The 25,596-nt window shown below is 72.1% G+C and carries 29 protein-coding genes; 21 read left to right on the top strand and 8 right to left on the bottom strand.

Annotation, left to right across the window (positions count from 1 at the left end):
- The 16 genes from E6J59_16365 to E6J59_16440 form a co-directional block, all read left to right on the top strand.
- A partial coding sequence (locus E6J59_16365) for a CTP synthase (GenBank protein ID TMB17441.1) occupies positions 1–1,386 on the top strand: 1,386 nt, incomplete at its 5' end.
- Positions 1,386–2,219 (top strand): 3-deoxy-8-phosphooctulonate synthase, encoded by an 834-nt coding sequence (locus E6J59_16370; GenBank protein TMB17442.1) that lies wholly within the window; start codon positions 1,386–1,388, stop codon positions 2,217–2,219. The genes E6J59_16365 and E6J59_16370, both read left to right, overlap by 1 nt.
- Positions 2,216–3,187 (top strand): KpsF/GutQ family sugar-phosphate isomerase, encoded by a 972-nt coding sequence (locus E6J59_16375; protein TMB17443.1) that lies wholly within the window; start codon positions 2,216–2,218, stop codon positions 3,185–3,187. Before E6J59_16370 ends, E6J59_16375 begins: the two co-directional genes overlap by 4 nt.
- A gap of 19 nt (positions 3,188–3,206) precedes the next feature.
- A complete protein-coding gene (locus tag E6J59_16380) occupies positions 3,207–4,172 on the top strand; it encodes a lysophospholipid acyltransferase family protein (protein TMB17444.1) in 966 nt (321 codons plus the stop codon).
- 61 nt (positions 4,173–4,233) lie between these two features.
- A complete protein-coding gene (gene lptC / locus E6J59_16385; GenBank protein ID TMB17445.1) occupies positions 4,234–4,821 on the top strand; it encodes an LPS export ABC transporter periplasmic protein LptC in 588 nt (195 codons plus the stop codon).
- Positions 4,799–5,476 (top strand): hypothetical protein, encoded by a 678-nt coding sequence (locus E6J59_16390; GenBank protein TMB17446.1) that lies wholly within the window; start codon positions 4,799–4,801, stop codon positions 5,474–5,476. The genes lptC and E6J59_16390 overlap by 23 nt, the downstream gene beginning before the upstream one ends.
- On the top strand, positions 5,473–6,222 hold the full coding sequence (gene lptB / locus E6J59_16395) for an LPS export ABC transporter ATP-binding protein (protein ID TMB17447.1): 750 nt from the start codon (positions 5,473–5,475) through the stop codon (positions 6,220–6,222). Before E6J59_16390 ends, lptB begins: the two co-directional genes overlap by 4 nt.
- 17 nt (positions 6,223–6,239) lie before the next feature.
- Complete coding sequence (rpoN, locus tag E6J59_16400) at positions 6,240–7,715, top strand: RNA polymerase factor sigma-54 (protein ID TMB17448.1); 1,476 nt, start codon at positions 6,240–6,242, stop codon at positions 7,713–7,715.
- A gap of 15 nt (positions 7,716–7,730) precedes the next feature.
- On the top strand, positions 7,731–8,339 hold the full coding sequence (gene raiA, locus E6J59_16405; GenBank protein TMB17449.1) for a ribosome-associated translation inhibitor RaiA: 609 nt from the start codon (positions 7,731–7,733) through the stop codon (positions 8,337–8,339).
- A gap of 22 nt (positions 8,340–8,361) precedes the next feature.
- A complete protein-coding gene (locus tag E6J59_16410; GenBank protein TMB17450.1) occupies positions 8,362–8,826 on the top strand; it encodes a PTS sugar transporter subunit IIA in 465 nt (154 codons plus the stop codon).
- Complete coding sequence (gene hprK / locus E6J59_16415) at positions 8,823–9,773, top strand: HPr(Ser) kinase/phosphatase (GenBank protein ID TMB17451.1); 951 nt, start codon at positions 8,823–8,825, stop codon at positions 9,771–9,773. Before E6J59_16410 ends, hprK begins: the two co-directional genes overlap by 4 nt.
- 4 nt (positions 9,774–9,777) lie before the next feature.
- A complete protein-coding gene (gene rapZ / locus E6J59_16420) occupies positions 9,778–10,641 on the top strand; it encodes an RNase adapter RapZ (protein ID TMB17452.1) in 864 nt (287 codons plus the stop codon).
- Between the two features lie 37 nt (positions 10,642–10,678).
- Complete coding sequence (locus tag E6J59_16425; GenBank protein ID TMB17453.1) at positions 10,679–11,122, top strand: PTS sugar transporter subunit IIA; 444 nt, start codon at positions 10,679–10,681, stop codon at positions 11,120–11,122.
- Positions 11,103–11,393: an HPr family phosphocarrier protein gene (locus tag E6J59_16430; protein ID TMB17454.1), complete on the top strand. Its 291-nt coding sequence runs from the start codon at positions 11,103–11,105 to the stop codon at positions 11,391–11,393. The genes E6J59_16425 and E6J59_16430 overlap by 20 nt, the downstream gene beginning before the upstream one ends.
- Before the next feature lie 56 nt (positions 11,394–11,449).
- Positions 11,450–12,640 (top strand): methionine adenosyltransferase, encoded by a 1,191-nt coding sequence (locus E6J59_16435; protein TMB17455.1) that lies wholly within the window; start codon positions 11,450–11,452, stop codon positions 12,638–12,640.
- Positions 12,641–12,653: 13 nt separating this feature from the next.
- Positions 12,654–14,138, top strand: a complete 1,485-nt coding sequence (locus tag E6J59_16440) for an adenosylhomocysteinase (protein TMB17456.1) — start codon at positions 12,654–12,656, stop codon at positions 14,136–14,138.
- Positions 14,139–14,158: 20 nt separating this feature from the next.
- Here the strand turns inward: E6J59_16440 and hemW are convergent, their stop codons facing one another.
- The 3 genes from hemW to lexA are packed head-to-tail and all read right to left on the bottom strand — an operon-like array spanning position 14,159 to position 16,553.
- Positions 14,159–15,313, bottom strand: coding sequence for a radical SAM family heme chaperone HemW (hemW, locus tag E6J59_16445; GenBank protein TMB17457.1), 1,155 nt, complete (start codon positions 15,311–15,313; stop codon positions 14,159–14,161).
- Positions 15,310–15,948 (bottom strand): pyrimidine 5'-nucleotidase, encoded by a 639-nt coding sequence (locus E6J59_16450; GenBank protein TMB17458.1) that lies wholly within the window; start codon positions 15,946–15,948, stop codon positions 15,310–15,312. The genes hemW and E6J59_16450 overlap by 4 nt, the downstream gene beginning before the upstream one ends.
- A 5-nt stretch (positions 15,949–15,953) precedes the next feature.
- Positions 15,954–16,553 (bottom strand): transcriptional repressor LexA, encoded by a 600-nt coding sequence (gene lexA, locus E6J59_16455; GenBank protein ID TMB17459.1) that lies wholly within the window; start codon positions 16,551–16,553, stop codon positions 15,954–15,956.
- A gap of 131 nt (positions 16,554–16,684) precedes the next feature.
- Here lexA and E6J59_16460 point away from each other — a divergent pair, with 131 nt between their 5' ends.
- Both E6J59_16460 and E6J59_16465 read left to right on the top strand, forming a co-directional pair.
- Positions 16,685–16,945: a hypothetical protein gene (locus E6J59_16460; GenBank protein ID TMB17460.1), complete on the top strand. Its 261-nt coding sequence runs from the start codon at positions 16,685–16,687 to the stop codon at positions 16,943–16,945.
- Between the two features lie 86 nt (positions 16,946–17,031).
- A complete protein-coding gene (locus tag E6J59_16465; protein ID TMB17461.1) occupies positions 17,032–17,811 on the top strand; it encodes a hypothetical protein in 780 nt (259 codons plus the stop codon).
- A gap of 11 nt (positions 17,812–17,822) precedes the next feature.
- Here E6J59_16465 and mltG read toward each other — a convergent pair whose 3' ends face one another.
- Together mltG and ruvX are read right to left on the bottom strand one after the other, a co-directional pair.
- Positions 17,823–18,833 (bottom strand): endolytic transglycosylase MltG, encoded by a 1,011-nt coding sequence (gene mltG, locus E6J59_16470; protein TMB17462.1) that lies wholly within the window; start codon positions 18,831–18,833, stop codon positions 17,823–17,825.
- Positions 18,830–19,639, bottom strand: coding sequence for a Holliday junction resolvase RuvX (gene ruvX, locus E6J59_16475; protein ID TMB17463.1), 810 nt, complete (start codon positions 19,637–19,639; stop codon positions 18,830–18,832). The genes mltG and ruvX overlap by 4 nt, the downstream gene beginning before the upstream one ends.
- Here ruvX and E6J59_16480 point away from each other — a divergent pair.
- The 3 genes from E6J59_16480 to E6J59_16490 all read left to right on the top strand — a co-directional run bounded on the left by E6J59_16480 (position 19,526) and on the right by E6J59_16490 (position 21,942).
- A complete protein-coding gene (locus E6J59_16480) occupies positions 19,526–20,824 on the top strand; it encodes a M23 family metallopeptidase (GenBank protein ID TMB17464.1) in 1,299 nt (432 codons plus the stop codon). The genes ruvX and E6J59_16480 overlap by 114 nt on opposite strands.
- Before the next feature lie 133 nt (positions 20,825–20,957).
- Positions 20,958–21,623 (top strand): glycerophosphodiester phosphodiesterase, encoded by a 666-nt coding sequence (locus E6J59_16485; GenBank protein ID TMB17465.1) that lies wholly within the window; start codon positions 20,958–20,960, stop codon positions 21,621–21,623.
- 100 nt (positions 21,624–21,723) lie between these two features.
- Entirely contained in the window at positions 21,724–21,942 is a 219-nt protein-coding gene (locus tag E6J59_16490) for a hypothetical protein (protein ID TMB17466.1), read from the top strand.
- A gap of 206 nt (positions 21,943–22,148) precedes the next feature.
- On the opposite strand, the gene E6J59_16495 is transcribed toward E6J59_16490, so the two are convergent.
- From E6J59_16495 to E6J59_16505, 3 genes are all read right to left on the bottom strand, one after another.
- Positions 22,149–22,868 carry an intradiol ring-cleavage dioxygenase gene (locus E6J59_16495; GenBank protein ID TMB17467.1) on the bottom strand — a complete coding sequence of 240 codons (720 nt, stop codon included), beginning with the start codon at positions 22,866–22,868 and terminating at the stop codon, positions 22,149–22,151.
- Between the two features lie 667 nt (positions 22,869–23,535).
- Positions 23,536–24,330, bottom strand: coding sequence for a 3'(2'),5'-bisphosphate nucleotidase CysQ (locus tag E6J59_16500; protein ID TMB17468.1), 795 nt, complete (start codon positions 24,328–24,330; stop codon positions 23,536–23,538).
- Entirely contained in the window at positions 24,327–25,454 is a 1,128-nt protein-coding gene (locus tag E6J59_16505; GenBank protein ID TMB17469.1) for a deoxyhypusine synthase, read from the bottom strand. The genes E6J59_16500 and E6J59_16505 overlap by 4 nt, the downstream gene beginning before the upstream one ends.
- Between the last annotated feature and the right edge of the window lie 142 nt (positions 25,455–25,596).

A 25,596-nucleotide genomic window follows, 5' to 3' on the forward strand; every position in this document is an offset into this window, starting at 1 on the left:
AACAACTTCACCACCGGGCAGGTCTACGACACGGTCATCACCAAGGAGCGGCGCGGCGACTACCTGGGCGGGACCGTGCAGGTGATCCCGCACATCACCGACGAGATCAAGCGCCGCATCCGGGAGGCGGCGGAAGGCGCCAACGTCTGCATCGGCGAGGTGGGCGGCACGGTCGGCGACATCGAGAGCCTCCCCTTCATCGAGGCGATCCGCCAGTTCGGTTGGGACCTGGGGCGGCAGAACACGCTCTACGTCCACCTGACGCTCGTGCCCTTCATCCCGACGGCGGGCGAGCTCAAGACCAAGCCCACGCAGCACAGCGTGAAGGAACTGACCGGCCTCGGCATCCAGCCCGACGTGCTCCTCTGCCGCGCCGCCAAGCCGCTCGAGAAGAAGGTGAAGGCGAAGATCGCCCTCTTCTGCAACGTCGAGGAGGCGAGCGTCATCAGCGCGCCGGACGTGGAAACCATCTACGAGGTGCCCCTCGTCTTCCACGCGGAGGGGCTCGACGAGCGCATCGTCGAGAAGCTCAACGTCTTCACCGGCTCGCCGAACCTCGGCAAGTGGCGGCGCATCGTCTCCGCCATCAAGAACTCCAGGGAGACGGTCGAGATCGCGATGGTCGGCAAGTACGTCGACCTGACCGACTCCTACAAGAGCCTCAACGAGGCGCTCACACACGGCGGGATCGCCAACGAGTGCCGCGTGAAGGTCACCTACGTCGACTCGGAGAAGATAGAGCAGGAGGGGCTGCCCGAGAGCGTGAAGAGCGCCGACGCGATCCTGGTCCCCATGGGCTTCGGGCCGCGCGGCACCGAGGGGAAGATCCAGGCGGTGCGCCACGCGCGCGAGAACCGGATTCCCTTCCTCGGCATCTGCTTCGGCATGCAGATGGCCGTCATCGAGTACGCGCGCCACGTCTGCGGCCTCGCGCGCGCCAACTCGACCGAGGTCGATCCCGACACGCCGCACCCGGTGATCGACCTCCTGGGCACGCAGCGCGGCCTCACGCAGAAGGGCGGGACGATGCGCCTGGGCGCCTATCCCTGTGTGCTCGAGGACGGCTCGCTCGCGCGCCGGCTCTACAACCGCCAGAAGATCTCCGAGCGTCACCGCCACCGCTACGAGGTGAACAACGCCTATCGCGAGCGCCTCGAGAAGGGCGGGCTCGTGCTCTCCGGCGTCTCGCCCGACGGGACGCTGGTCGAGTTGATCGAGCTCCGCGACCATCCCTGGTTCGTCGCGAGCCAGTTCCACCCCGAGCTCAAGTCGCGCCCGATGGAGTGCCACCCGCTCTTCAAGGGTTTCCTCAAGGCGGCCCTGGAGAGCCGCGCCCGCCGGCGCGAGGCGCCGCTGCTCGGCGGCCTGAAGGTGGTGAAGCGCTAGTGCGCGGTGTCCGCGTCGGGGCGGTCACCGTGGGCGGCGGCGCGCCGCTCGCGCTGATCGCCGGGCCCTGTGTCATCGAGTCGCGCGACGCGGCCCTCCGCCACGCCGAGCGCGTGCGCGACCTGGCCGCGCGCGCGGGCCTGCCGGTCGTCTACAAGTCGTCCTTCGACAAGGCGAACCGCACCTCGCTCGGGGGTTTCCGGGGCGTCGGCCTGGAGGAGGGGCTCCGCATCCTCGCCGAGGTGCGGCGCGAGACGGGGCTGCCGGTGCTGACCGACGTGCACGAGAAGGAGCAGGTCGCCGCGGTCGCGGCCGTCGTCGACGTGCTCCAGACGCCGGCCTTCCTCTGCCGGCAGACCGACTTCATCGTCGCGGTCGCCGCCGCGGGGAAGCCGGTGAATCTGAAGAAGGGACAGTTCCTCTCGCCCGGCGAGATGGAGCGGGTGGTGGAGAAGGCGCGCTCGACGGGCAACCAGGACCTGCTCGTGACCGAGAGGGGCTTCGCGTTCGGGTACAACAACCTGGTCGCCGACCTGCGCTCGCTCCCGATCCTGGCCGCGACCGGCTGCCCGGTCGTGTTCGACGCGACGCACAGCGTGCAGCAGCCGGGCGGGCTCGGCACGGCATCGGGCGGGGAGCGCAGGTTCGTCGCGCCGCTCGCGCGCGCCGCGGTCGCGGCCGGCGCCGACGCGATCTTCATGGAGGTGCACGAGGATCCGAGCCGCGCGCTCTCCGACGGGGCGACCAGCGTCCCCCTCGCCGACCTCCCCGCGCTGCTGCGCGACCTGGTCGCGATCGACCGTGCGCTCGGGGAGGGCGCGCGCCTCCGATGACGACCGAGGCGCGGCTCGCGCGCGCGCGGCGCGTGCTCGACGTCGAGCGGCGGGCGCTGGCCGCGCTCGGCGAGCGCCTCGACTGGCGCCTCGCGCGCGCCATCGACCTCCTGCTCGCCTGCCGCGGGCGGGTGATCGTCACCGGCGTCGGCAAGTCCGGCATCGTGTGCCGGAAGATCGCGGCCACGCTCACCTCGACCGGCACGCCCGCCTTCTTCCTGCACGCCGGCGAGGGCAGCCACGGCGACCTCGGCACGCTCGTACGCGGCGACGTGCTGCTCGCGGTCTCGAACAGCGGCGAGAGCGCCGAGGTGCTGAGCCTCCTGCCGGTGGCGCGTCGCCTCGGCCTCCCGCTCGTCGCCATCTGCGGCCACCCCCACTCGACCCTGGCGCGCAGCGCGGACGTCGTCCTCGACGTGAGCGTGCCGGAGGAGGCCTGCCCGCTCGGCCTGGCGCCCACGGCGAGCACGACCGCGACCATGGCACTCGGCGACGCGCTCGCCATCGCGCTCCTCGAGGAGCGCGGCTTCTCGGCCGAGGACTTCGCTCTCCTCCATCCCGGCGGTGCGCTCGGCCGCCGCCTGCTGCGCGTCGAGGAGATCATGCACCGCGGGGGCGAGGTGCCGCTCGTGCCCGAACGCGCGGCGCTCAAGGACACGCTGGTCGAGATCACCTCCAAACGTCTCGGCGTGACGGGGGTGGTGAACGGCGTCGGCGAGCTGGTCGGGGTCATCACCGACGGCGACCTCCGGCGCGGGCTCGAGCGGGCCGTCGATCTGGGGCGGCTCACGGCGCGCGACCTGATGACGACCGCGCCCAAGACGATCGGCGGCGGCGCGCTGGCGGCCGAGGCCGTCGCGCTGATGGAGCGGCACGCGATCACCTCCCTCTTCATCCTGGCCGAGGGCGGCCGCCGGCCGGCGGGGGTGATCCATCTCCACGACATGCTCCGCGCCGGCGTCGTCTGATCCGCGTGCCCGGAGGCTGATGGCCCGACGCTCGCTATGGCGCCGGCTGCGTCGCGCGACCCGCGGCCCGCGCAACGCGGCGCTCGCGCGCGCGATCGGCGGGTTCGGCCGCGCGCTGGGCGCGCTCCCCATGCCGGCCGCGCTCGCCGCCGGCCGCGGCCTCGGCATGGCGGCGCACGCGCTGCTCGCCACGCCGCGCCGGCTCGCCGTCGCCCACATGGGGCTGGCCTTCCCGGAGCTCCACCTCGCGACGCGCCGGCGCCTGGTGCGCGAGACCTTCCGCCACGCCGGGCAGGCGTTCGCCGAGCTGTCGCTGTTCGAGAAGGTCCTCCGCCGGCCCGACTACATCCGCCTCGAGGGTGTCGAGGCGCTCGACGCGGCGCTCGTCCGGGGGCGGGGCGCCATCGCGGTCACGGGGCACGTCGGCAACTGGGAGCTCCTCGCGGCGTGGGCGGCGGCCATCGGCTACCCGATCACGGTGGTCGTGCGGCGCGTGAACGACCTCCGTTTCCACTCGCTCATCATCCGCTTCCGGGCGGCGGCCGGGGTCGAGGTCCTGGTGCGAGACGATCCGCGCTTCGTCGCCGCGGTGGGCGAGGCGCTCCGTCGAAACCGCGTCGTCGCCATGCTGATCGACCAGGACACGCGCGGCCCCGGGGTCTTCGTCCCCTTCTTCGGCCGCCCCGCGCACACGCCGCCCGGCGCGGCGCTCCTCGCGCTGCGCGCGCGCGTTCCCGTGGTGTCCGTCTTCATGGAGCGCCGCCCCGAGGGCGGGCATCTCGTGCGGGTGTCCCCCGTCCCGGCCGAGCTGCCGCGCGGGCGGGACGGCGTGCGCGAGCTCACCGCGCGCCTCACCGCGGCGATCGAGGCGCAGATCCGCCGCAGCCCCGCCGAGTGGGTGTGGTGGCACGAGCGCTGGCGCAAGCAGCCGTCCGCGTCGGCGACGCGACGTTCGGCCGCGACCGCCGCGCGAGCGCTCTCCTGAGCGGCGTTCGCCTTTACTCTTCCCGAGTCGCGTGCTAGCTCTGCCCCGAGCTCGAACGGCCATGAGAAGGAAAGGGGTGCGCGCCACGCTGCTCATCGTGGTGGGCGCCGCCCTCGGGGGCATCGGATACCTGGTCTCCCGCAACGTGGTCGCTCATCGGGCGAACCCGCTCGAGGAGCTCGGCCGCGACTTCCTGCCCCAGGTCGCGCAGCGCATCCAGAATTTTCGCCGGGTGAAGGTGGAGCACGGGCGGATGATGTGGGAGATCACGGCGCGGGACGCGCAGTTCTTCGAGCAGGAGGACCAGATCGTCGTCCTCGAGCCGCGGGTGACGTTCTTCATGAAGGAGGAGGGCCGCCAGGCGCATTTGAAGGGCAGCGAGGGCCGCATCACGCTCGAAGGCCACGAGATGCGCGCGGTCACGCTGCGCGGTCGCGTGGCTGTCCAGCTCGACGACATGGAGCTCGAGACCGAGGAGGCGACCTACGATCGGGCGCACGACCTGATCACGGCGCCGGGCGACGTGACCATCCACGGGCGCACACTCGACGTGCGCGGGCACGGCATGGAGATCCAGGTGGGCCCGCAGCACGTGCGCCTGCTGGCGGACGTCCACACCAGGGTGCATGGCAATGCGCGGCCGTCGTGAGGGGTCGCGGCGGCGGGCGGGCGGGGGCGTGACCGCCGTCGTCTTGGCCGCGCTCGCGAGTGCAGCGGCGGCGGAGCCGGCGCGCGAGCCCGCCAAGGGGGGGGCGCTGTTCGACGCGGGGTCGCTCGGCAGCAAGAAGGAGCCCATCGTCATCACGGCCGACACGCTCGAGTACGACTACAAGAGCAACGTCGTCGTCTATCGCGGCGACGTGGTCGCGGTGCAGGGTGACACCAAGGTGCGGAGCGACACGCTCACCGTCACCCTCGCGGCGCAGAAGAACGACGCGCCGGCCGACGCGACGGACAAGGGCCGCCAGCGCCTGCAGGAGGTCGTCGCGGCGGGCAACGTGCGCATCGACAACGCCACGCGCTGGGCGACCGGCGGCCACGCGGTGTTCGAGCAGGGCACGCGCACGCTCGTGCTGACCGAGAACCCGGTCCTGCACGACGGCGCGAACGAGGTGTCGGGCGACCGGGTCACGGTGTACCTGGACGAGAACCGGAGCGTGGTCGAGAGCGGGCGGCGGCGGGTCAAGGCGACGGTGTTCCCGAACCAGGGCGGCGACCTCGCCGGCCCGAACGCCGCGCCCCCCAAGGACGACGCCTCGGCGCTCCAGGCCGTCGCCGGCGGCGACCGGGACGGGGCGCCGTGAGCGCGGAGCACAACGGCCACGGCCACGCGCTCCTACGCGCCGAGCGCCTGACCAAGTCGTACGCGGGGCGGCGGGTGGTGAACGACGTGTCAATCGAGGTGCACGCCGGCGAGGTGGTCGGCCTCCTCGGCCCCAACGGCGCCGGCAAGACCACCACCTTCTACATGATCGTCGGCCTCACGCGGCCCGACGCCGGCGAGGTCCACCTGAACGGCGAGGACCTGACGCGCCTCCCGATGTACGAGCGCGCGCGGCGCGGCATCTCCTACCTGCCCCAGGAGCCCTCGGTCTTCCGCAAGCTCACGGTCGAGCAGAACCTGCTCGCCATCCTGGAGACTCTCGACCTGAGCCCGGCGGCGCGCGCCGAGCGCCTGCAGCAGCTCCTCGACGAGCTCGGCATCGCACGGCTGGCAAAGAACAAGGCGCTCTCCCTGTCCGGCGGCGAGCGGCGGCGCGTCGAGATCACCCGCGCGCTTGTCATCTCGCCTGCGTTCATGCTCCTCGACGAGCCTTTCGCGGGCATCGATCCGATCGCGGTGGTTGACATTCAGGGCATCGTGGACCAGTTAAAGAAGCGAGGCATTGGGGTTCTCATCACTGATCACAACGTGCGCGAAACCCTCGGGATCTGTGACCGCGCCTACATCCTGAACGACGGCGCCGTCCTCGAGGAGGGCGCGCCAGCGCGGATCGCGGCGAGCCCGCTCGCGCGCGAGATCTACCTGGGCGAGAAGTTCCGACTGTAGCATTCGCGAAGCAGCCGATGGCGCAAGACGCCCGCATCGTCCTCCAGCAGCGCCTCTCGCAGCAGCTGGTGATGACGCCGCAGCTCCGGCAGGCCATCAAGATCCTCCAGGTCTCCCGCGCCGAGCTGGAGACGCTGGTCGACCAGGAGCTGACCGAGAACCCCCTCCTCGAGGAGAACCTCGACGAGAAGCTCGACGCGGCCTCCGAGGTGCCCACCGTCGACGGACAGAACGGCGCCGAGGAGTGGCAGGCCGACGCCGACAAGCCCGAGAGCGAGGCGGCCACCAGCGTGGGCGAGATCGACTGGAAGGAGTACGCCGAGAACTACAGCAACGACATCCACGGCTCGATCGGGCACAGCGGCGGTGCCGACGACGACGATCGGCGCGCCGCGCTCGAGAACGTGTTGGTGAAGCGGACGCTCCTCCCCGACCATCTGATGTGGCAGCTGCGCCTATCCGACCTCTCCGACCGGGAGAAGGAGGTGGGCGCGCTCATCATCGGGAGTCTCGACAAGGACGGCTACCTGCCGCTCCAGCTCGAGGAGGTCGCCTTCCTGGCCGACACCTGGCCCGACGTCGCGATCGTGGAGCGGGTGCTCGGCCGCATCCAGGAGTTCGACCCATCCGGCGTGGCCGCCCGCGGCCTGGCCGACTGCCTGCTCATCCAGCTCCGGCAGCTCGGCGTGGCCGATGACGCGCTCCCCGTGCGCATCGTGCGCGACTACCTGCCCATGCTCGAGAGCCGCCGCTTCGACCGGCTGGCGCGCGAGCTGGGCGCCACCATCGAGCAGATCGCCGAGGCGACCAAGGTGATCTCGGTGCTCGAGCCCAAGCCCGGGCGCGATTTCGGCGACTCCGACACGCGCTACGTCACGCCGGACGTCCACGTCCACAAGGTGGGCGACGAGTACGTGGTGACGTTGAACGAGGAGGGACTGCCGCGGCTGCGCGTCTCGCACTTCTACCGCCGCATGCTCGGGGAGAACGGCTCGCCCGAAGCGCGCGGCTACATCCAGGAGAAGATGCGGGCCGCCGCCTGGCTCATCAAGTCGATCCACCAGCGGCAGCGCACGCTCTACATGGTCACCTCGAGCATCGTGAAGTTCCAGCGCGACTTCCTCGAGGGCGGCGTCGCCTTCCTGCGCCCGCTCGTGCTGAAGGACGTCGCCAACGACATCGGCATGCACGAGTCGACCGTGAGCCGCGCCACCGCGGGCAAGTACGTGCACACGCCGCAGGGGACCTTCGAGCTCAAGTACTTCTTCACCTCGAGCCTGCGCGGGGGGCAGGGCTCCGAGGTGTCGGCGGAGAGCGTCAAGGAGAAGATCCGGATCATCATCGCCAAGGAGGACGCCCGCAAACCGCTCTCGGACCAGTACATCGCCGAGCTCCTCGGCAAGGAGGAGATCGACATCGCCCGCCGGACGGTTGCCAAGTACCGCGAGCTGATGGGCATCCTGCCCTCGTCGAAACGGAAGCAAGTTTACTGATAGACTCCGCCGGCGATGCCGCCCGCGCCTTCCCGGCCGAAGAGGAGCCGTTTCCGAGAGCGCCAGGACGGGGCCATGCAGATCACGGTCACCTTCCGGCACGTCGACCCGACCCCGCCCCTCAAGGCCTACGCCGAGGAGAAGCTCCAGCGGGTCCGGAAGTACCTCCACCGCCCGGTCGATGCGCACGTGATCCTCTCCGTGTCGAAGGAGCGGCACGTCGCGGAGATCACGCTCAAGGCCGACCACGTGACCATGTTCGCCGAGGAGGAGACCCACGACCTCTACGCGGCGATCGACCTCGCCATCGACAAGCTCGAGCACCAGGCGCAGAAGCTCCACGAGAAGCGCCGCCGCCACAAAGGCGCCGCGGCGGCGCGCGGCGTGTCGGAGGTGACGACCTCGGTGCTGGCCGCGGACCGGCGGCGGCCCGGCGGCGCGCCCGAGGTGATCCGTACCCAGCGCGTGCCGGCCAAGCCGCTCGCGATCGAGGAGGCCGTCGAGCAGCTCGCCGTGTCGGGCGACGAGTTCCTCGTCTTCACCAACGCGTCGAACCAGCGCCTCGCCGTCCTCTACCGCCGGCGGGACGGTAACTTCGGCCTGATCGAGCCGCAGGGGCGCTAGCTAGGGCGCGGAGCACGGACGCATGAAGATCACCGACATCCTGAGCGAGGACCTGGTGCTCCCCGCTCTCGCCGGGCGCTCGAAGGACGACGTCATCGAGGAGCTGGCCCGGGCGGTGGCGGAGCGGCACCGGGACGAGGTCGACTTCGCCAAGCTCGTCCAGGCGCTCGAGGATCGCGAGAAGCTGAACAGCACGGCGCTGGGCGAGGGGGTCGCCATTCCGCACGGCAAGCTCCCGGGCCTGCGGCGCGTGATCGCCGCCTTCGGGCGCAGCCCGGGCGGCGTCGACTTCAGCTCGCTCGACGGCAAGCCGACGCATCTCTTCTTCCTGCTCGTGGCCCCGGAGGACTGCGCCGGCGCGCACCTGAAGGCCCTGGCGCGCATCTCGCGGCTCTTGAAGGACGAGTCGTTCCGCCAGCGGCTGATGCGCGCGACGACGGCCGCCGACCTCTACCGCACCATCCGCGAGGAGGACGAGAAGTATTGACGGTGCGGGTGCGTGAGCTGCTCGAGGAGGCAGGTGCGGCGCTCCGCCTGCGGCTCGTCTCCGGTGCTCGCGGCCTCGAGCGCGCGATCGCGCTGCCGCGCCTCCAGCAGCCCGGCCTGGCCCTCGCCGGCTATCTGCCCCAGCTCCATCCCGACCGCGTCCAGGTGCTCGGCAACAGCGAGACCTCCTACCTGGCTACGCTCGAGCCCGCGCGGGCGCGCGCCGCGGTCGCCGCGGTGGCGACGGCGGGGGTGGCGTGCTTCGTAGTGACCAACGACACCGCGCCGCCCGCGGTGTTGACCGAGCCGGCCGAGGCGGCGGGCGTGGCCGTGCTCGGCTCGGCGCTGCGCACCGCGGATTTCATCCGCAGCACGACCGCCTGGCTCGAGGAGCGCATGGCGCCGGAGGTGAGTCTCCACGGCGACCTGGTCGAGATACACGGCCTCGGCGTCCTCATCCTCGGCAAGAGCGGGATCGGGAAGAGCGAGGCGGCGCTCGATCTGGTCGTGCGCGGGCACCGCCTGGTCGCCGACGACGTGGTGCTGGCGCGCCGCATCTCGCCGACCGTCGTGCGCGGGCGTGCCGCGCGGCTCCTCGAGTACCACATGGAGATCCGCGGCCTCGGGGTGATCGACATCGCAGGGCTCTTCGGCACGCTCGCGACGCTGGAGGAGCGCCAGATCGACCTGGTGGTCGAGCTGGTCGAGTGGCCCGGCGGCGCCGACCGCCTCGCGCTGGTCGAGGGATGCTATCCGCTCCTCGAGATCGAGCTGCCGCTGGTGCGCGTTCCGGTGCGCCCGGGCCGCAGCATGGCGATGCTGATCGAGACCGCGGCGCGCAACCACCTCCTCCGCAGCCGCGGCCGGCACGGCGCGCTCGACTTCGCCGAACGCATCGACGAGGAGATCGCCAGCCGCCGCCGGCGCCGCGCCGGGGAACCGGAGTGAGCGTGTGACCGAGGGGCTGCGCCTGGCCGTGGTGACCGGCCTCTCCGGCTCGGGCAAGAGCAGCGCCATCAAGGTGCTCGAGGACCTGGGGTTCTACTGCATCGACAACCTGCCGGTGGCGCTCATCCCCCGCTTCGTCGAGCTGCGGCAGAGCTCGGGCGAGGAGGTGCGGCGCGTGGCGCTCGGCCTCGACGCGCGCGACCGGCACTTCCTCGACGAGTTCCCGCGCGTCTTCGAGGAGCTGCGTGGGCGCGGCGTCGCGCTCGAGGTGCTCTACCTCGATGCGAGCGACGATGTGCTGGTGCACCGCTTCAGCGAGACGCGCCGGCCGCATCCCGCCGCCGGGGGCGGCGGACTCGCCGACGCCATCCGGCGCGAGCGCGAGAAGCTGCGGCCGCTGCGCGAGGTCGCTGACCGCGTCCTCGACACCAGCGCGCTCACCGTGCACGAGCTGCGCAGCGCGCTGCGCGACCTCGTCGACCACCCCGAGGCGGGCACGATGACGATCGCGCTCGTGTCGTTCGGCTACAAGTACGGCCTCCCGACCGACGCGGACCTGGCGCTCGACTGCCGCTTCCTCCCCAACCCCTTCTTCGTCGAGGAGCTGCGCACCAAGACGGGCGCCGATCCGGCGGTCGCCGACTGGGTGCTGCGCCGCGAGGAGGCCGCGGAATTCCTCCGCCACGTCCTCGACCTCCTCGACTTCACCCTGCCGCGCTATCAGCGCGAGGGGAAGAGCTATCTCACCATCGCGCTCGGCTGCACGGGCGGCCGCCATCGCTCGATCGTGTTGGTCGATGAGCTGAGCCGCCGGCTCGCGGCGCGGGGCCACCGCGTGCTCGTCCGCCACCGGGACGCCGAGCGCTGATTGCTTGCCCGAGCCGGGCTGCCGGAGTAAGCATTGCATGATGGTCGGAATCGTCGTGGTCGGGCATGGGCGGTTGGCGGAGGAGATGGTGCAGACGCTCGAGGGCGTGCTCGGCCCGCTCGAGGGCCTGGCGAGCGTGGCCGCCGCCTTCAGCGACCCGCCCGACGCGATCCGCGAGCGCATCGCGAGCGCGGTGCGCGGGGTCGATCGCGGGGACGGCGCGCTCATCGTCACCGACATGCTGGGCGACACGCCGACCAACCTGAGCCTCGCGGTCGCGCGCGAGACCGGCGCCGAGGTGGTGGCCGGGGTCAACATGCCGATCCTCGTCAAGCTCGCGACCGCGCGCGGCCAGATGGACGCCCGCAGCCTGGCGTGCTTCATCCAGCGCTACGGGCAGGACCACATCTTCTGGGCGACCGCGCCGCGCGGCGACGCCCGCGCGCGCCACGCAGACGCCGATGGGCGCCGCGACCACTGACGAGCACCGCGCCAGCCTGGAGATCCGCAACCGCCTCGGGCTGCACGCGCGCGCGGCCGCGCTCCTCGTGCAGACCGCCAGCCGCTTCGACGCCGAGGTGACGATCGCCAAGGACGGGCAGGTGGTGAACGGGCGCAGCATCATGGGCGTCATGATGCTCGCCGCCGAGCAGGGGAGCCGCATCGACGTGGCGACCAGCGGACCCCAGGCCACCGAGGCGCTGGCCGCCATCCGCGAGCTGGTCGCCGCGTGCTTCAACGAGCCCGAGTAGCCCGCCCGTCGCGCTGGGTTGCTCCGCCGGACGGGCATCGGATATACCCGCGAGCCGTGTTGAGGAACTACGTCTTCACGTCGGAATCGGTCAACGAGGGCCATCCCGACAAGGTCTGCGACCAGATCTCGGACGCCGTCCTCGACGCGTTCCTCGCCGAGGACCCGGACAGCCGGGTCGCCTGCGAGGCGCTCATCAAGACGGGGCTCGTGGTCATCGCCGGCGAGATCACGAGCCAGGCGCGGGTCGAGTTCGGCGAGATCGCGAGGAAGGTGATCCGCGACATCGGCTACACGAGCGCCGAGAGCGGCTTCAACTGCGACAGCTGCGCCATCGTGACGGCCATCGAGCGGCAGTCGCTCGACATCTCGCAGGGCGTCACGGAGGGCGAGGGGCTCTTCAAGGAGCAGGGCGCCGGCGACCAGGGGATGATGTTCGGCTACGCCTGCGACGAGACCCGGGAGTACATGCCCTTCGCCATCTACACCGCGCACCGCATCGGGCAGCGGCTCGGCGAGGCGCGGCGCTCGGGGCTGCTCCCCTTCCTCCGGCCCGACGGCAAGTGCCAGGTGACGGTCGAGTACCGCGACGGGCAGGCGGTGCGGGCCGACACGGTGGTCGTCTCGACGCAGCACGCCCCCGAGGTCTCCTACGGCGCGCTCAAGGAGGCGATCGTCGAGGAGGTGGTGAAGAAGGTCATCCCGTCCGAGTTCCTCGACGGGTCGACCGTCTACTACATCAACCCGACCGGCCGCTTCGTCGAGGGCGGGCCCAAGGGTGACTGCGGCCTCACCGGGCGGAAGATCATCGTCGACACGTACGGCGGTTACGGGCGGCACGGGGGCGGCGCCTTCAGCGGCAAGGACCCCTCGAAGGTCGACCGGAGCGCCGCCTACATGGCGCGCCACATCGCCAAGAACATCGTCGCCGCCGAGCTCGCCGGCCGCTGCGAGGTCCAGCTCGCCTACGCGATCGGGGTCGCCGATCCGGTCTCCGTGCTGGTCGACACCTTCGGCACCGGCGCCGTGCCCGACGAGAAGATCGCGACGATCGTCCGCGAGGTGTTCGACTTGAAGCCCGCGGCCATCATCCGCGCGCTCGGGCTGAAGCGCCCCATCTACCAGCGCACCGCCTCCTACGGCCACTTCGGGCGCGTCCCCGACGGGCCGTACTTCACCTGGGAGCGCACCGACCGCATCGGCGACCTGCGCTCCGCCGCCGGGCTCGGGCGGGCCGCGGGACGCTGAACGGGAAGGACTCATGAAGACGACCGCGAAGCTCAAGTCCGTCGCACCGGCGCGCGCGGCGCGCCCGCGCTTCAAGGTGAAGGACCTGGCGCTCGCCGAGCTCGGCCGCAGGGAGATCCGCCTGGCCGAGCAGGAGATGCCCGGCCTAATGGCGCTGCGCGCGAAGCACGCGTCTGTGAAGGCGCTCCGCGGCGCGCGCATCACGGGCTCGCTCCACATGACGGTGCAGACCGCGGTGCTGATCGAGACGCTCATGGATCTGGGCGCGGAGGTGCGCTGGGCCTCGTGCAACATCTTCAGCACGCAGGACCCGGCCGCCGCGGCGGTCGTGGTCGGGCGGGACGGCACCCCCGCCAAGCTGCGCGGTACGGCCGTCTTCGCCTGGAAGGGCGAGACGCTCGAGGAGTACTGGTGGTGCACCAACGAGGCGCTCGTGTGGCCCGACGGCGCCGGCCCCGATCTCATCGTCGACGACGGCGGCGACGCCACGCTCCTCGTGCACAAGGGAGTCGAGTTCGAGAAGGCCGGCAGGGTGCCCGCCTTCAACCCCGCCAAGGATCCCGAGGAGTGGGGCGTCGTCCTGGCGCTCCTCCGCCGCCTCCAGAAGGACGCGCCGGGGCAGTGGAAGCGCGTCGCCCGCTCCATCCGCGGCGTGAGCGAGGAGACCACGACCGGCGTGCACCGCCTTTACCAGATGGCGAAGGAGGGCACGCTTCTCTTCCCTGCCATCAACGTCAACGACTCGGTCACCAAGAGCAAGTTCGACAACATCTACGGCTGCCGCCACTCGCTGATCGACGGACTCAATCGCGCCACCGACGTCATGCTGGGCGGCAAGGTGGCGGTGGTGTGCGGCTTCGGCGAGGTGGGCAAGGGCTCGGCCGAGGCGCTCCGCGGCCAGGGGTGCCGCGTGATCGTGACCGAGATCGACCCCATCTGCGCGCTGCAGGCAGCCATGCAGGGCTACGAGGTCGCGACCGTCGAGGACCACGTGGAGACGGCCGACATCTTCGTCACCGCCACCGGCGACTTCCACGTCATCACCGCCGCGCACATGGCGCGCATGAAGGACAAGGCGATCGTCGGCAACATCGGCCACTTCGACCACGAGATCGACATGGCGGGCCTGGCCAGGCTGCCGGGCGTGAAGCGCGTCAACATCAAGCCCCAATACGACGAGTGGGTGTTCCCCGACGGGCACTCGGTGCTGGTGCTGGCCGAGGGCCGGCTGCTCAACCTCGGCTGCGCGACGGGTCACCCCTCGTTCGTGATGAGCGCGTCCTTCACCAACCAGGTACTGGCTCAGCTCGAGCTGTGGCGGAATGCCGCCGGGTACGGGAAGGCGGTGCACATGCTCCCCAAGCAGCTCGACGAGGAGGTGGCGCGCCTGCATCTCGAGAAGCTCGGCGTGAAGCTCACGAAGCTCACGCCGGAGCAGGCGGCGTACATCGGCGTCGCCCCCGAGGGGCCGTACAAGCCGGAGCACTACCGGTACTAGTCCTAGGAGGCCGTGACGGCCTACACGAAGCTCGCCGCCACCGAGTCGGCGAAGCGGAAGCCGCGCGCGGTCAGGCGCACGCGGCCGCCGCTCACCTCGACGAGCCCGTCGGCGATCAGGCGCTCGAGGTGCGGGAAGGCGGCATCGAGCGCCACGCCGAAGCGGCGCCGGAACCGCTCGAGATCGACGCCGGCCGCCTGCCGGAGCCCGGTGAAGCAGAACTCGCCGCGCGCCTGGGCCGGGCTGAGCCGCTCCTCGGTCGCAACCGCCGTCCCGCGTTCGCGCACGGCCGCGACGTAGCGCTCGGGAAGGCGCTCGTTCGTCCAGCGCCGCCCGGGCGCGGGCTCGGCGCTGAAGGAGTGCGCCCCGGCGCCGAGGCCGAGGTAGTCCGAGCCGTCCCAGTAGCTCGTGTTGTGGCGCGAGGCGAAGCCGGGACGAGCGAAGCTCGAGACCTCGTAGCGCGCGTAACCGGCGGCCGCGAGCCGCTCGAGCGCCGCCTCGGCCATCGCGGCCTCGCCGTCCTCCTCGACCGCGCGGAGCCGGCCACTCGCGCGCCAGGCATGGAAGGGGGTGCCCGGCTCGTAGGTGAGGGTGTAGGCCGAGACGTGCTCGGGTCCGAGGGCGAGCGCGGCCTCGAGATCGTCCTCCCACTCGGCAAGCGTCTGTCCCGGCACGGCGAAGATCAGGTCGAGGCTCAGGTTCGCGAAGCCGGTGGCCCGCGCCGCCGCTGCCGCGGCGCGGACGTCGGCCGCGCCGTGGTCGCGGCCGAGCGTGCGCAGATGCCCGGCGTGGAAGGACTGCGCGCCCAGCGAGAGGCGGTTCACGCCCGCGGCGCGGTAGCCCGCCAGGCGCTCGCGCGTGACGGTACCCGGGTTCGCCTCGAGCGTCACCTCGGCGCTGCCGGCGATGCCGAAGGTGTGCGCGACCGCGTCGAGGACGGTCGCGATGGCTGCGGGCGAGAGGAGCGACGGCGTCCCGCCGCCCAGGTAGACGGTCTTCGCGCACCGCCCCCGCCACGGCGCGCCCCGGGCCCACGCACGCAGCTCCGCGACCACGGCCTCCACGTACGAGCGCTCGGGCGGCTCGGCGCTCGGGTACACGTTGAAGTCGCAGTACGGGCAGACGTGCCGGCACCACGGCACGTGCACGTAGAGCGCGAAGGGCTCCGCCGTCATGCGAGCGCGCCCAGCGCCCGCTCGAGCTCGAGCACCGAGCCGATCGACAGGTCGGCCCCGGGCACGGGCGGGCCGCCGTCGGCGATGTACACGGTCCGCATGCCGAGCTGGCGCGCCGCGCGCAGGTTGACGGCCCGGTCCTCGACCAGGATGCAGTCGCGCCCGAGCGCGTGCATATCCGCGAGCACCATCTGATATGCCTGCACGTAGGGCTTGGGGACGAAGGCGAGGCGCTCGAGGCCGTAGACGCGGAAGAAGAGCGGGCGCACCCCGAGGCAGTCGAGGACGCCGCGCGCGTGCGCCGCCGAGCCGTTGGTCACCGCCACCTTGAGGAGCGGGATGCGGCCGAGCATCGCGCCGAGCGGCGGGTCCGGCGCGAGCAGCTCGCCCAGCTCGATCGCGTGCACGAAGCGCAGGTAGTCGTGGGGGTCGATGCCGCGGCGGTGCATGAGCCCGTGGAGCGTCGTCCCGTAGTCGCTCCACAGCCGCCGGCGGATGTCGTCCACCTGGGCGGCGTCGATGCCGACCCGCTCGATCAGGTAGCGGTTGATGAGCGTGTCGACCCGCTCGACGACGCCGCGCGAGGGCGGGTAGAGCGTGTTGTCGACGTCGAGGAGGAGGAGGCTCCGGGGCATCCGGGTCAGCGATACCGCCGCAGCAGCGCGATCACGACGCCGCGGATCTCCACGTCGGCGGCGCGTGCGACGATGGGAGCGAGCTTCTCGTTGGCGGGCACGAGGCGGACGCGCCCGCGCTCGCGGTGGAGCTTCTTGACGGTCGCCTCGCCGCGCACGAGCGCGACCACGGTGGCGCCGTTCTCGGCGTCGGGGCGCGACGCGACCACGATCAGGTCGCCGTCGAGGATGCCGTCGCGGACCATCGAGTCGCCGCATACGCGCAGCGCGAAGGTCTCGCCGCGACCGAGCAGCTCCTCGGGCAGGGTCACGGTCTCGGGTACCTCCACCGGCTCGATGGGCGTGCCCGCGGCCACCCGCCCGAGGAGCGGGACCGCGACCGCCGCGCCGACGGCCGGCACCTCGGTCAGCTCGAGCGCGCGGCTGTGGTTCGCCAGGCGCCGGATGCGCCCCTTTCGCTCGAGGTTGGTGAGGTGCTTGTGCACGGTCGCCAGCGAGCCGAGCGCGAATTGCCGCCCGATCTCGTCGAGCGTGGGCGCGTAGCCGTGCTCCGCGATGTAGGCGCGCAGGAAGTCGAGCAGCTCCTTCTGTCGCTTGGTGAGCATCCGCAGCCCCTCCGCGGGCGTGCACCATAAGCGAAGAAGAGGCGAAAGACAAACTCTTCCGCTTCCAAGCATTGCGACGGCCGGACGCGGGCGGCAGAACCGCGCTGAGTGTCTGGGCGAGGGGGTGCTCCATGCGGATGGTCGGGATGGTTCTCGTGTTGGCAATCGGCAGCGCGCCCATCGTCGTGCTTGCGGACGGACCCGGCGGCGGCCGGCGCGTCACCCGCTGCTGCCTCGAGCTCGAGCTGCCGGGCGTTCCGCCGGGCCCCGTGTGCACGCAGGTGCACGGGCGCCACGGCCTGCGTCCTCGGCTCGCGTGCCGGCTGCTGGGCGGGCGACCCATCGGGCGGGGCGACTGCAGCCCGGCGGCCTGCCAGGTGCCGCCCGCGTGAGCGCCCTCGTGGCGGTCACGCCGGGTGCGGGATCGCCCCCGACCGCGCGTTTGCGGGGCTGCGATGCGGCCGTTATGCTCGGTGGCGTGCGGCTCATGCTGGCGTGCCGCCTGGCGCTCGCGGCGGTCGCGGCCGGGCTCGCGGCGCCGGCCGCATGGAGTGACGAGGGCGCGCCCGAGCGGGTCATCCGCTACGAGCGGGACACGCTCACCGTGCACGTCACGAGCATGCCGGTGACCGAGGTCCTCGACGAGCTCGGCCGGCAGAGCGGCGCGAAGATCCAGGGCCAGATGCGCGACCCGCGCGTGCTGAGTGTCGAGTTCGAGGCGGTGCCGCTCGCCGACGCGCTCCATCGGCTCCTCGGGGATCAGAACTTCGCGCTCGTGTACGGGAATGAGGGGCAGCTCAAGTCGGTGCGCTTGCTCGGCGGCCCGCAGGCCGTCCCCGCCGCACCCGCGACGGCGGCCGCCTCGCCCGCGAACCAGCCGGCGGCGCCGGCGAGCGTGATGGACGCCCTCGCGAACCACCCGCCCATCCCGGTCACCGGGCGCCTGGGCGACGTCATCGGCGGCCACGACGCCACCCTCCTCCAGCTCGCCGACCTGGGGGTCCACCACGCGGACGCGACGGTGCGCGCTCAGGCGGCGCGCGCCTTCATTGCCGCCGTCGACACCGATCCGACGCTCCGCGCCAGCGTCCTGACACAGCTCAACGCGATGGACGAGGGGACGCTCAGCAACCTCCTCCGCAACGCGGCCGGTGCGCACGCCGAGGAGGTGGCAATGCAGATCCTGGCCAACGCACGCGCCACCGAGATCCGCAGCAAGGCGTCGGCAGTACTGCAGCGGCTGCGGGCCGGGGGCTAGGGGGCCGCCTCCTAGGGGGATCGCTCCGGGCGCTGGTGGTGTGCGCGCTGGTAGCGCACCACGGCGGCGTGGTGGGCGGCGAGCGTGGTCGAGAACTCGTGGCTCCCGTCGCCGCGGGCGACGAAGTAGAGATAGTCGACGGGGGCGGGGTCGAGGGCCGCTTCGAGTGCGTCCTTGCCGGGGTTGGCGATCGGCGTGGGGGGGAGGCCGCTGATCGTGTAGGTGTTGTACGGCGTCGGGCGGGCGAGGTCGGCACGCGTGATGGTGCGGCTCGCGTCCGCGCGGCCGTAGAGGACCGTGGGGTCGGACTGGAGCGGCATGCCGCGGTGGAGGCGGTTCAGGAACACCGCCGCCACCAGGCGACGCTCCTCGGGGCGCGCCGTCTCCTCCTCGACGAGCGAGGCCAGGGTCACGGCCTGCTCCTCGGTGAGGCCCTGCGCGCCGGCGCGCCGCGCGAGCGACGGGCCGAAGATCTCGCGGAAACGGTGCACCATGGTGCGCAGGATGCGCTCCTGGGGCGTGGCGAGCGGGAACTGGTAGGTGTCGGGGAAGAGGTAGCCTTCCGCGCCCGCGGGCGGCAGGTCTTCCGAGGCGAGGAAGGTCGGATCCTCGAGCAGGCAGAGGAAGCTCTCCTCCGCCCCGAAGCCGCTCGCGGCTAGGAGCTGGACCACCTGCCGGACCGTGAGGCCCTCGGCCACGGTGAGCTGGTGGACGGGGTCGGGGGGACCCGTCAGGCGCGCGAGCAGCTCGAGCGGCGAGAGCGGGGTCGTGATCCAGTACTCGCCCCAGTGCACCGCGCGGTCCTGCCGCGTGAGGCGCGCCCAGACGACGAGCGCCAGCGGATGGCGGAGCACGCCCTGGCGGCGCAGGTCCTCGGCGACGTCGGCGAAGCGCTCGCCCTCCTCGAGCGTGACCGTCACGGGCGTGGGCCGCGGCGGCCCGGGGGCGCGCAGGAGGAGCACGAAGGCGACGACGGCGCCCGCCGCGGCGAGGACGGCGCCGGCGGCGAGGAGACGGATCACGGCTGGCGCGCGAGGTAGCCCTCGAGGATGAGCGTCGCGGCCACCTTGTCGACCACCTCGCGCCGCCGCCGGCGGCTCACGTCCGCCTCGAGGAGCACGCGTTCCGCGGCGACCGTCGTCAGGCGCTCGTCCCAGAACTCGAGCGGCAGGGCCAGGTGCGCGGCCGCCCGCTCGGCGAAGGCTCGGACGCGAGCCGCGGCTGGGCCCTCCGTGCCGCGCATGTCGAGCGGCAACCCCACCACCAGGCGGGCCGGCGTGTACGGGGCGAGCAGCGCGGCCAGGGCCTCGAGATCACGCCGGCCGCCCACGCGGCGGATGACCCCCACCCCCTGCGCCGTGATGCCGAGCTCGTCGCTCACCGCCACGCCGATCCGCGCCTCGCCCACGTCGAGTGCAGCGATCCGCATCGCCTGGCGCTTAACATCCGCCCCGCGGGCCCGCAACGCGGCGTCTGGCCGGCGGCCCCGAGAAACGGCCGCGCGAGAACGGGATTGACGCGCGGCACGCGACCCGGTGCAGTCGTCCCGAGCCTGCTCGGGACAGTACCGGACGGTCGCTTCCGGCGACGAGCTGAAGGGCCTTTGGCAGGTAGCCGATACTCTCAAGCAAGCTTCGCCCAGACTCTCTCGCGTCGCGTCCGCCGTACAGCGCGGCCGGATCGGAGAAGGGCCGACAGCGTGCCCGGACGACGGATGCTCGGCACCCCGCGGAGGCTCACGGCCCTCGGCTGCGCGATGGCGCTGCTCGAGCCCGGGCTCGGAGCTGCGGCCACCCACCGGCGTCCGGCGCGCGCGGAGCAGCACCATCCCGAGCGGCTGGCGTGCCCCGTGCGGGCCGCGGCCCGCGAGCGGGGCACGCCCGGCATCGCCGAAGAGCACGTCCACGTCCGCCGCGGCGACACGCTGGAGAGCCTGGTCGCCGCACGCGGCGTCGCCGCTGCCGAGGCCCGGCCGTGGGTCGCCGCCGCCGCCGTCCACGACCTCCGCCGCCTCACGCCGCGCCGCGGGCTCACCCTCAGCTTCGACCGTGACACCCACACGCTCGAGGCGATCCGCTACGAGATGGACGACCGCTCGCTCCTCGCCCTCGAGCGGACCGCGAGCGGCATCCGCGCCGAGCGCGCCCCGCTCCCCTATTTGACCGAGGTGAAGGGCGTGGCGCGACGGATCGAGCGCGGGCTGCGCGAGGACGCGACCGGCTCGGGCGTGCCACCGCGGGTCGTCTCCGAGCTGGCCGACATCTTCAGCTGGGAGCTCGACCTGGAGAGCGACCTCCGCCCCGGCGACGAGTTCCGCGTGCTCTACGAGAACACGCGGCAGGCCGCCGAGGCCGTGGCGGTCACCGTGATCGCCGCCGAGATCATCGCCGGCGGCCGGGAGCTGACGGCCGTCTTCTTCGAGGATGACGACGGCCACGGCGCCTACTACCAGCCGAGCGGCGAGCCGCTGTCGCGGGAGTTCCTGCGCTACCCGCTCGAATTCATGGAGATCACCTCGCAGTTCTCGCCGCTGCGCCGCCACCCGATCCTGAGCCGCAGCCGCCCGCACCTGGGCGTCGACTTCGCCGCGCCGCCGGGCACGCCCGTGCGCGCGGTCGCCGACGGCACGGTCGCCGAGGCGCGCTGGGTAACCCAGCTCGGGCGCTGCGTCCGCATCGAGCACACGGGCGCGCTCGTCTCGGTCTACGGGCACCTGAGGAGCCTCGCGGACGGCGTGCGGGAAGGGCTGGCCGTCGAGCGCGGGCAGGTGATCGGCTACGTCGGCTCGAGCGGCCTCTCGACCGGCCCGCATCTCCACTTCGCGATCGAGCGCGGCGGCGAGTACGTCGACCCGCTGGGCCTCACGGCGACCCCCGGCAGGCGCCTCCCGGAGACGGCGCGGCGCCTCTTCGATCGGGTGCAGAAGGCCGTGACGCGCCAGCTCGCGAGCTTGCGCGGGGACGGGAGCCCGCTCACCGTCTCGCTCTCGACGCCGGCGTACCGCACGGAGTAGGCGCACGCGCTACCTCGACGGCCCCCGCCCGCGGCTCTTCGCGCATCGCGGCGCCTCCGGCCTCGTCCCCGAGAACACGCTCGACGCCTTCGCCGCGGGCCTGAAGGCGGGCGCCGAGCGGCTCGAGCTGGACGTGCACGCGACCTCCGACGGGGTCGTGGTGGTGCTCCACGACGAGACCCTCGAGCGCACGACCGACGGCGCGGGCGCGGTGCGCGCGCTGCCGCGCGCGGCAGTCGAGCGCCTCGACGCCGGCTACCGCTTCCGCGCGCCCGACGGCACCTACCCGTACCGCGGCCGCGGGGTCGGCGTCCCGACCCTCGCCGCGCTCCTCGAGGCCTTCCCCGGCGTGCCGCTCAACATCGAGTTGAAGCAGAAGGAGCCGCCGATCGAGACCGCCGTGCTCGCCACCCTCGACCGCTTCGCGGCCCGCGAGCGGACCCTCCTCGCCGCCGAGGACGCGGCCATCATGGGGTGCATCCGCGCCGCCGCGCCCGAGGTGCTGACCAGCCTCTCGGCGGCGGAGGTGGCGGAGTTCATCTACCGGCTTCGCGACGGCCGGCTGGCCGGCTACCGCCCGCCGGGCGTCGCCCTCCAAGTGCCGCCCGCCTTCGGCGGCACGCCGCTCGTGACCCCCGAGTCGGTCGCGGCGGCGCACGCCCTCGGCCTCGAGGTCCACGTGTGGACCATCAACGACGAGGCGGAGATGGAGCGGCTGCTCGACCTCGGCGTGGACGGCATCATGACCGACTTCCCGGCGCGCGCCGCAGCGGTGCTCCGGCGGCGGGGGCTGCGCTAGGAGGCCTCATGGGGGCGGTGGCGGCCCGCCGGGCGGGCCGAAGGGATGTGCCGGCCGGGGGGCACGGAGCTTGGCCTGCTGCTCGCGATCGAGCTGGTTCTTGGATCCGGACGAGCAGGGTGAAGTTCACTTTCTTCACCTGCTGCTCGATGGCCGTCACCTGGTCGAGCTTCGTGAGCACGGCCGCCTCGTCCACGTGGTCGGCTGCCAGCAGCTTGCCGAGCGCCTCGGACTCGGCGTCGAGCCGCCACTGGAGGTCGACGAGCTGCTGCTGCGTCTCGTTCATCGCCAGGGTCAAGACGAGAATGGCCAGTGTTGAGATGACGAGAGACCTTCGGTCACGCTTCACGATCATTCCCGTTTCCTCCTCTTCCCTGGGTTCCCCGTTCCTTCCGCTTCACGCCCAGGTCGCGACGCGGGCTCGTCCGCTTGAACGGACGACCGGGCAGGACCCGTCGCTCGGGCAAGCGGACAACCCGTCCAGGCGATACGCGGTGACGAAGTCGCAGGGCCGCGTTCCGAGGCTCAGGTCTGGACGGCGAGCGTGTTCCTCGCCGCGTAGCCGCCCTTCTTTCCCCGCTTGCGGAGCTTCAGCAGCGACTGCGCTCCACCGCGGGCGTAGATGCCGTCGCTCGCGTTGGTCGTGTCGCGCCGTCCGTGCGCGGCGTAGGGCGCCTGCGCGTACAGGGCGTCCGTGATGGTGTCGTCGAAATACAGCTGGCCGGTGTGGACCACCGTGCCGCCGACGTGGACCTTGACGTGGATGTGGGCCGTCCGGCCCATGTACCAGCCCGGGTAGATCGTCGTGAACTCGGCTCGGCCGACTCCGTTCGTCGTCTGCTGGCCGCGCAGGAAGGTGGTGCTCGCGCCGTTGATCCCGGAGTAGTTGCCCCCTGCGTCGGCGTGCCAGATTTCCACGGTGGCACCGGCGATCCGCTTGCAGGTGGTGGCGCTCCGCACTCTGAAGCGGATCACGAGGGGAAGACCAGGGTGGTCCTCGGTGATGTCCGAGCGGAAGGGCTCGTTGGCAATGTAGTAAGGCCCTTCGGTCTCTTCCGGCGCCAGCACGCACGTGCTCGCCGCCGACGCAGGGCGGACTGCGAACGCCGATCGGATGGCGCGACGGGCCGCGCGTGACGCGTACCAGATGACGCCGATGCCGCCGAGGGCGACGATCGCTTCCCGGCGCCCGAGGAGTCGGTGGTCGCTCTCGGGGTGATCGGCCCTCATACGCCTGCTCCTCATGTATGGGGCGCACGCGTCGCGCGCCGCCGTGAATGGCCCGGTCGCCGCGGTCTTGAACGGTTGGGGGAGGATAATCCGTCGGTGAGCTGGATGCTACCGCGCCTTTCTGCTTCGGCCCTTCCCGCGATTGCGGTAACGAGCACGCCGAGGACCCCGCGTCGCAGCCTGGCGTCCCGGGCGTGTCGCCAGGTACTCGAGCACCGCAAAGGTCTTGAGCCGGAGCGGCACGTTCGTGCCGCGGAGAAGACGACCGCTCGCCCGGTCGAGCCGATAGGGTCCGAACGCGACTACCTGATCGGGCGGCTCAACGACCACATCTCCTCCAGCACCCTGCAGTGCCGCCCGGCTCTTCACCACCTTCCTGCGCGACGGGCGCGCCACCACGATCGAGGGCGCCATCCTCGCGCAGTTCGCGGCGCTCGCGGAGGAGGAGAAGGCGAAGCTCGTGGCGTTCCTTCGCACACTCTGAGGTCAGTCCGGCTCGAGCTCGGTACGCGGCGCCGGCGGGGGGGCAGGGTACTCCGCAGCAAGGAGTGGCTCATCGGACGCCTCTCGTTTCGTCATCGCCGGTCGCTCGCGGCCGTTGTAACGGCCGAGGGTGGGGAATCCGTCGCAGCGAGGCACCGAAGCGCCCGCGGAGCGATTCGGAGGAACGAGCCGGGACCCGCTAGCGCGCACCCACCACCTCCGCGATCAGCGCCAGCAGCCCCGCGTGCAGCACCCCGTTCGACGCGATCATCCCCGGCCGCAGAGTTTGCGGCTGGTTGAACCGGAGCGGCGCGCCCGCGAGGTCCGTCACCCTGCCGCCCGCCTCCTCGACGAGCAGGCTGCCCGCGCAGACGTCCCACTCGTTCTTGGGCGTGAGCGTGAAGGTCGCGTCGCCCGCCCCCGTCGCCACCTCGGCGAGCTTGTACGCCACGCTCCCCGTGAGCTTCACGCGCACGCGGCCCTTGAACCCGGCCCAGTCGCCGCGCTGATCCTCGGAGCGGCTCGCGAGCACGACCGCGTCGGGCACGCGCGCCGTCCGGCTGACGCGCGCCGGTGCGCCGTTCACGGTCGTGCCCTGGCCGCAGACCGCGGAGTAGAGGCGATCGGCGGCCGGGTCGTACTCGACCGCGACCACCGGCCAGCCGTCCTCCACCAGCGCGATGCACACGGAGAACTCCGGGATGTGCTGGACGAACTCCCTGGTGCCGTCGAGCGGATCGACGACCCAGACGCGGCGTTTGGCGAGCCGCGTGCTCGAGTCGGCGGTCTCCTCGGAGAGCCAGCCGTCGTCGGGGAAGGCGGCGGCGACGAGCGCGCGGATGCGTGCGTCGGCCTCGAGGTCGGCCCTGGTGACCGGGTTGTCCGGCCCTTTCTCGGCCACGCCGACGCCGCGCTCGTAGTAGCGGCGGACGATCGCACCGGCCTCGTGCGCGGCGCGCTCCGCCAGCTCGCGCTCGCGCGCGAAGGTCGTCATCGGCGCGGCTTCACGCCCCCGTCGGGGCCGAAGTCGTGGGCCGCGCGGTACTCGCGCAGGAGCTCCGCCATGAGCGCGTCGCGCCGTTCGTAGAGCCGCATCGGCTTGCGCGGGGGATGGTTGGCGAGGGCGTAGGCGGCGAGCAGCGGAAGCGCGATCGTCGAGTCGCAGTAGCAGACGACCGTGTCCGGCAGGCGCTCGGGGTCGACCTTGCCCCAGCTCACGGCCTCGCTCGGCGTCGCGCCCGAGAGGCCGCCGGTGTCGACGCGCGCGTCGGTGAACTGGATGTAGTAGTCGTGCCCCTTCTCCGCGATGCCGAGCACCTCCTGCACCTGCGGCTCGGTCTGGAGGAGGAAGTTCTTGGGCGAGCCCCCGCCGAGGATCAGCACGCCCGACTTGCCGCCCGCGCGCTTGGCGCCGAGCACGATGGCGGCGGTCTCGTTCACGTCGCGTGACACGTCGATCTTGAGCTTGCAGCCCTCGATGGCGAGCGCGGCCACGTTCATGCCGATCGAGCTGTCGCCCGGCGAGGAGGTGTAGACGGGCACGCCGTACTCGTACGCGGCGGCGACGAGCGAGCGGCGGCTGAGTCCGAGCGCGCGCTGCCGCTCCGCCACCACGCGGCCGATCAGGTAATGGAACTCGGCGGTGCCCATCTCGCGTTGGAACTCGGGCGCGAACAGGATCTTCCGGTAGAAGGCGTCGGTGTCGAGCAGGACCTTGTAGTCGAAGACGATGTCGTAGATGCGGACGACCTCGTCCTTCCTGAGCACCACGTCGTTCAGGTCGGGCCGGCCGCGGTGCATGGTGAGGCCGATGCCGAAGTGCGTATCGTGGTAGAGGTTCGCCCCGGTCGACACGATCCAGTCGATGAAGCCGGCCTCGATGAGCGGGATCAGGCACGACATGCCGAGGCCGGCGGGCGTGAGCGCGCCGCTCAGGCTGACCCCGATGGTCACGTCGTGGGCGAGGAGCTGGCGCGTGAAGAGCTGCGCCGCCTCGCGCAGGCGGGCCCCGTTGTAGGCGAGGAACGCCTTGTCGACGAGCTCGGTGATGCTCGTCCGTGGCGTCACCGGCGGGGGATCGATCTTCGTCCCCCGCAGCCACCGCTTAATCTCCCCCATGGGCGCCTCTCCGTAGCATTCTCACGTCGATCGCAAAAGAGGAGAAGCGTCGAGAGCGCTCACGCTGGCCGACGGGGTCTGGGGGCATCGGAGCAGCGCAGCGGCCGCAGGGCGCGAGCAGCGCACGGGCCCCCAGATGTGT

The organism is Deltaproteobacteria bacterium, from assembly GCA_005879795.1.
In the GTDB taxonomy this organism is placed as follows: domain Bacteria; phylum Desulfobacterota; class Binatia; order DP-6; family DP-6; genus DP-6.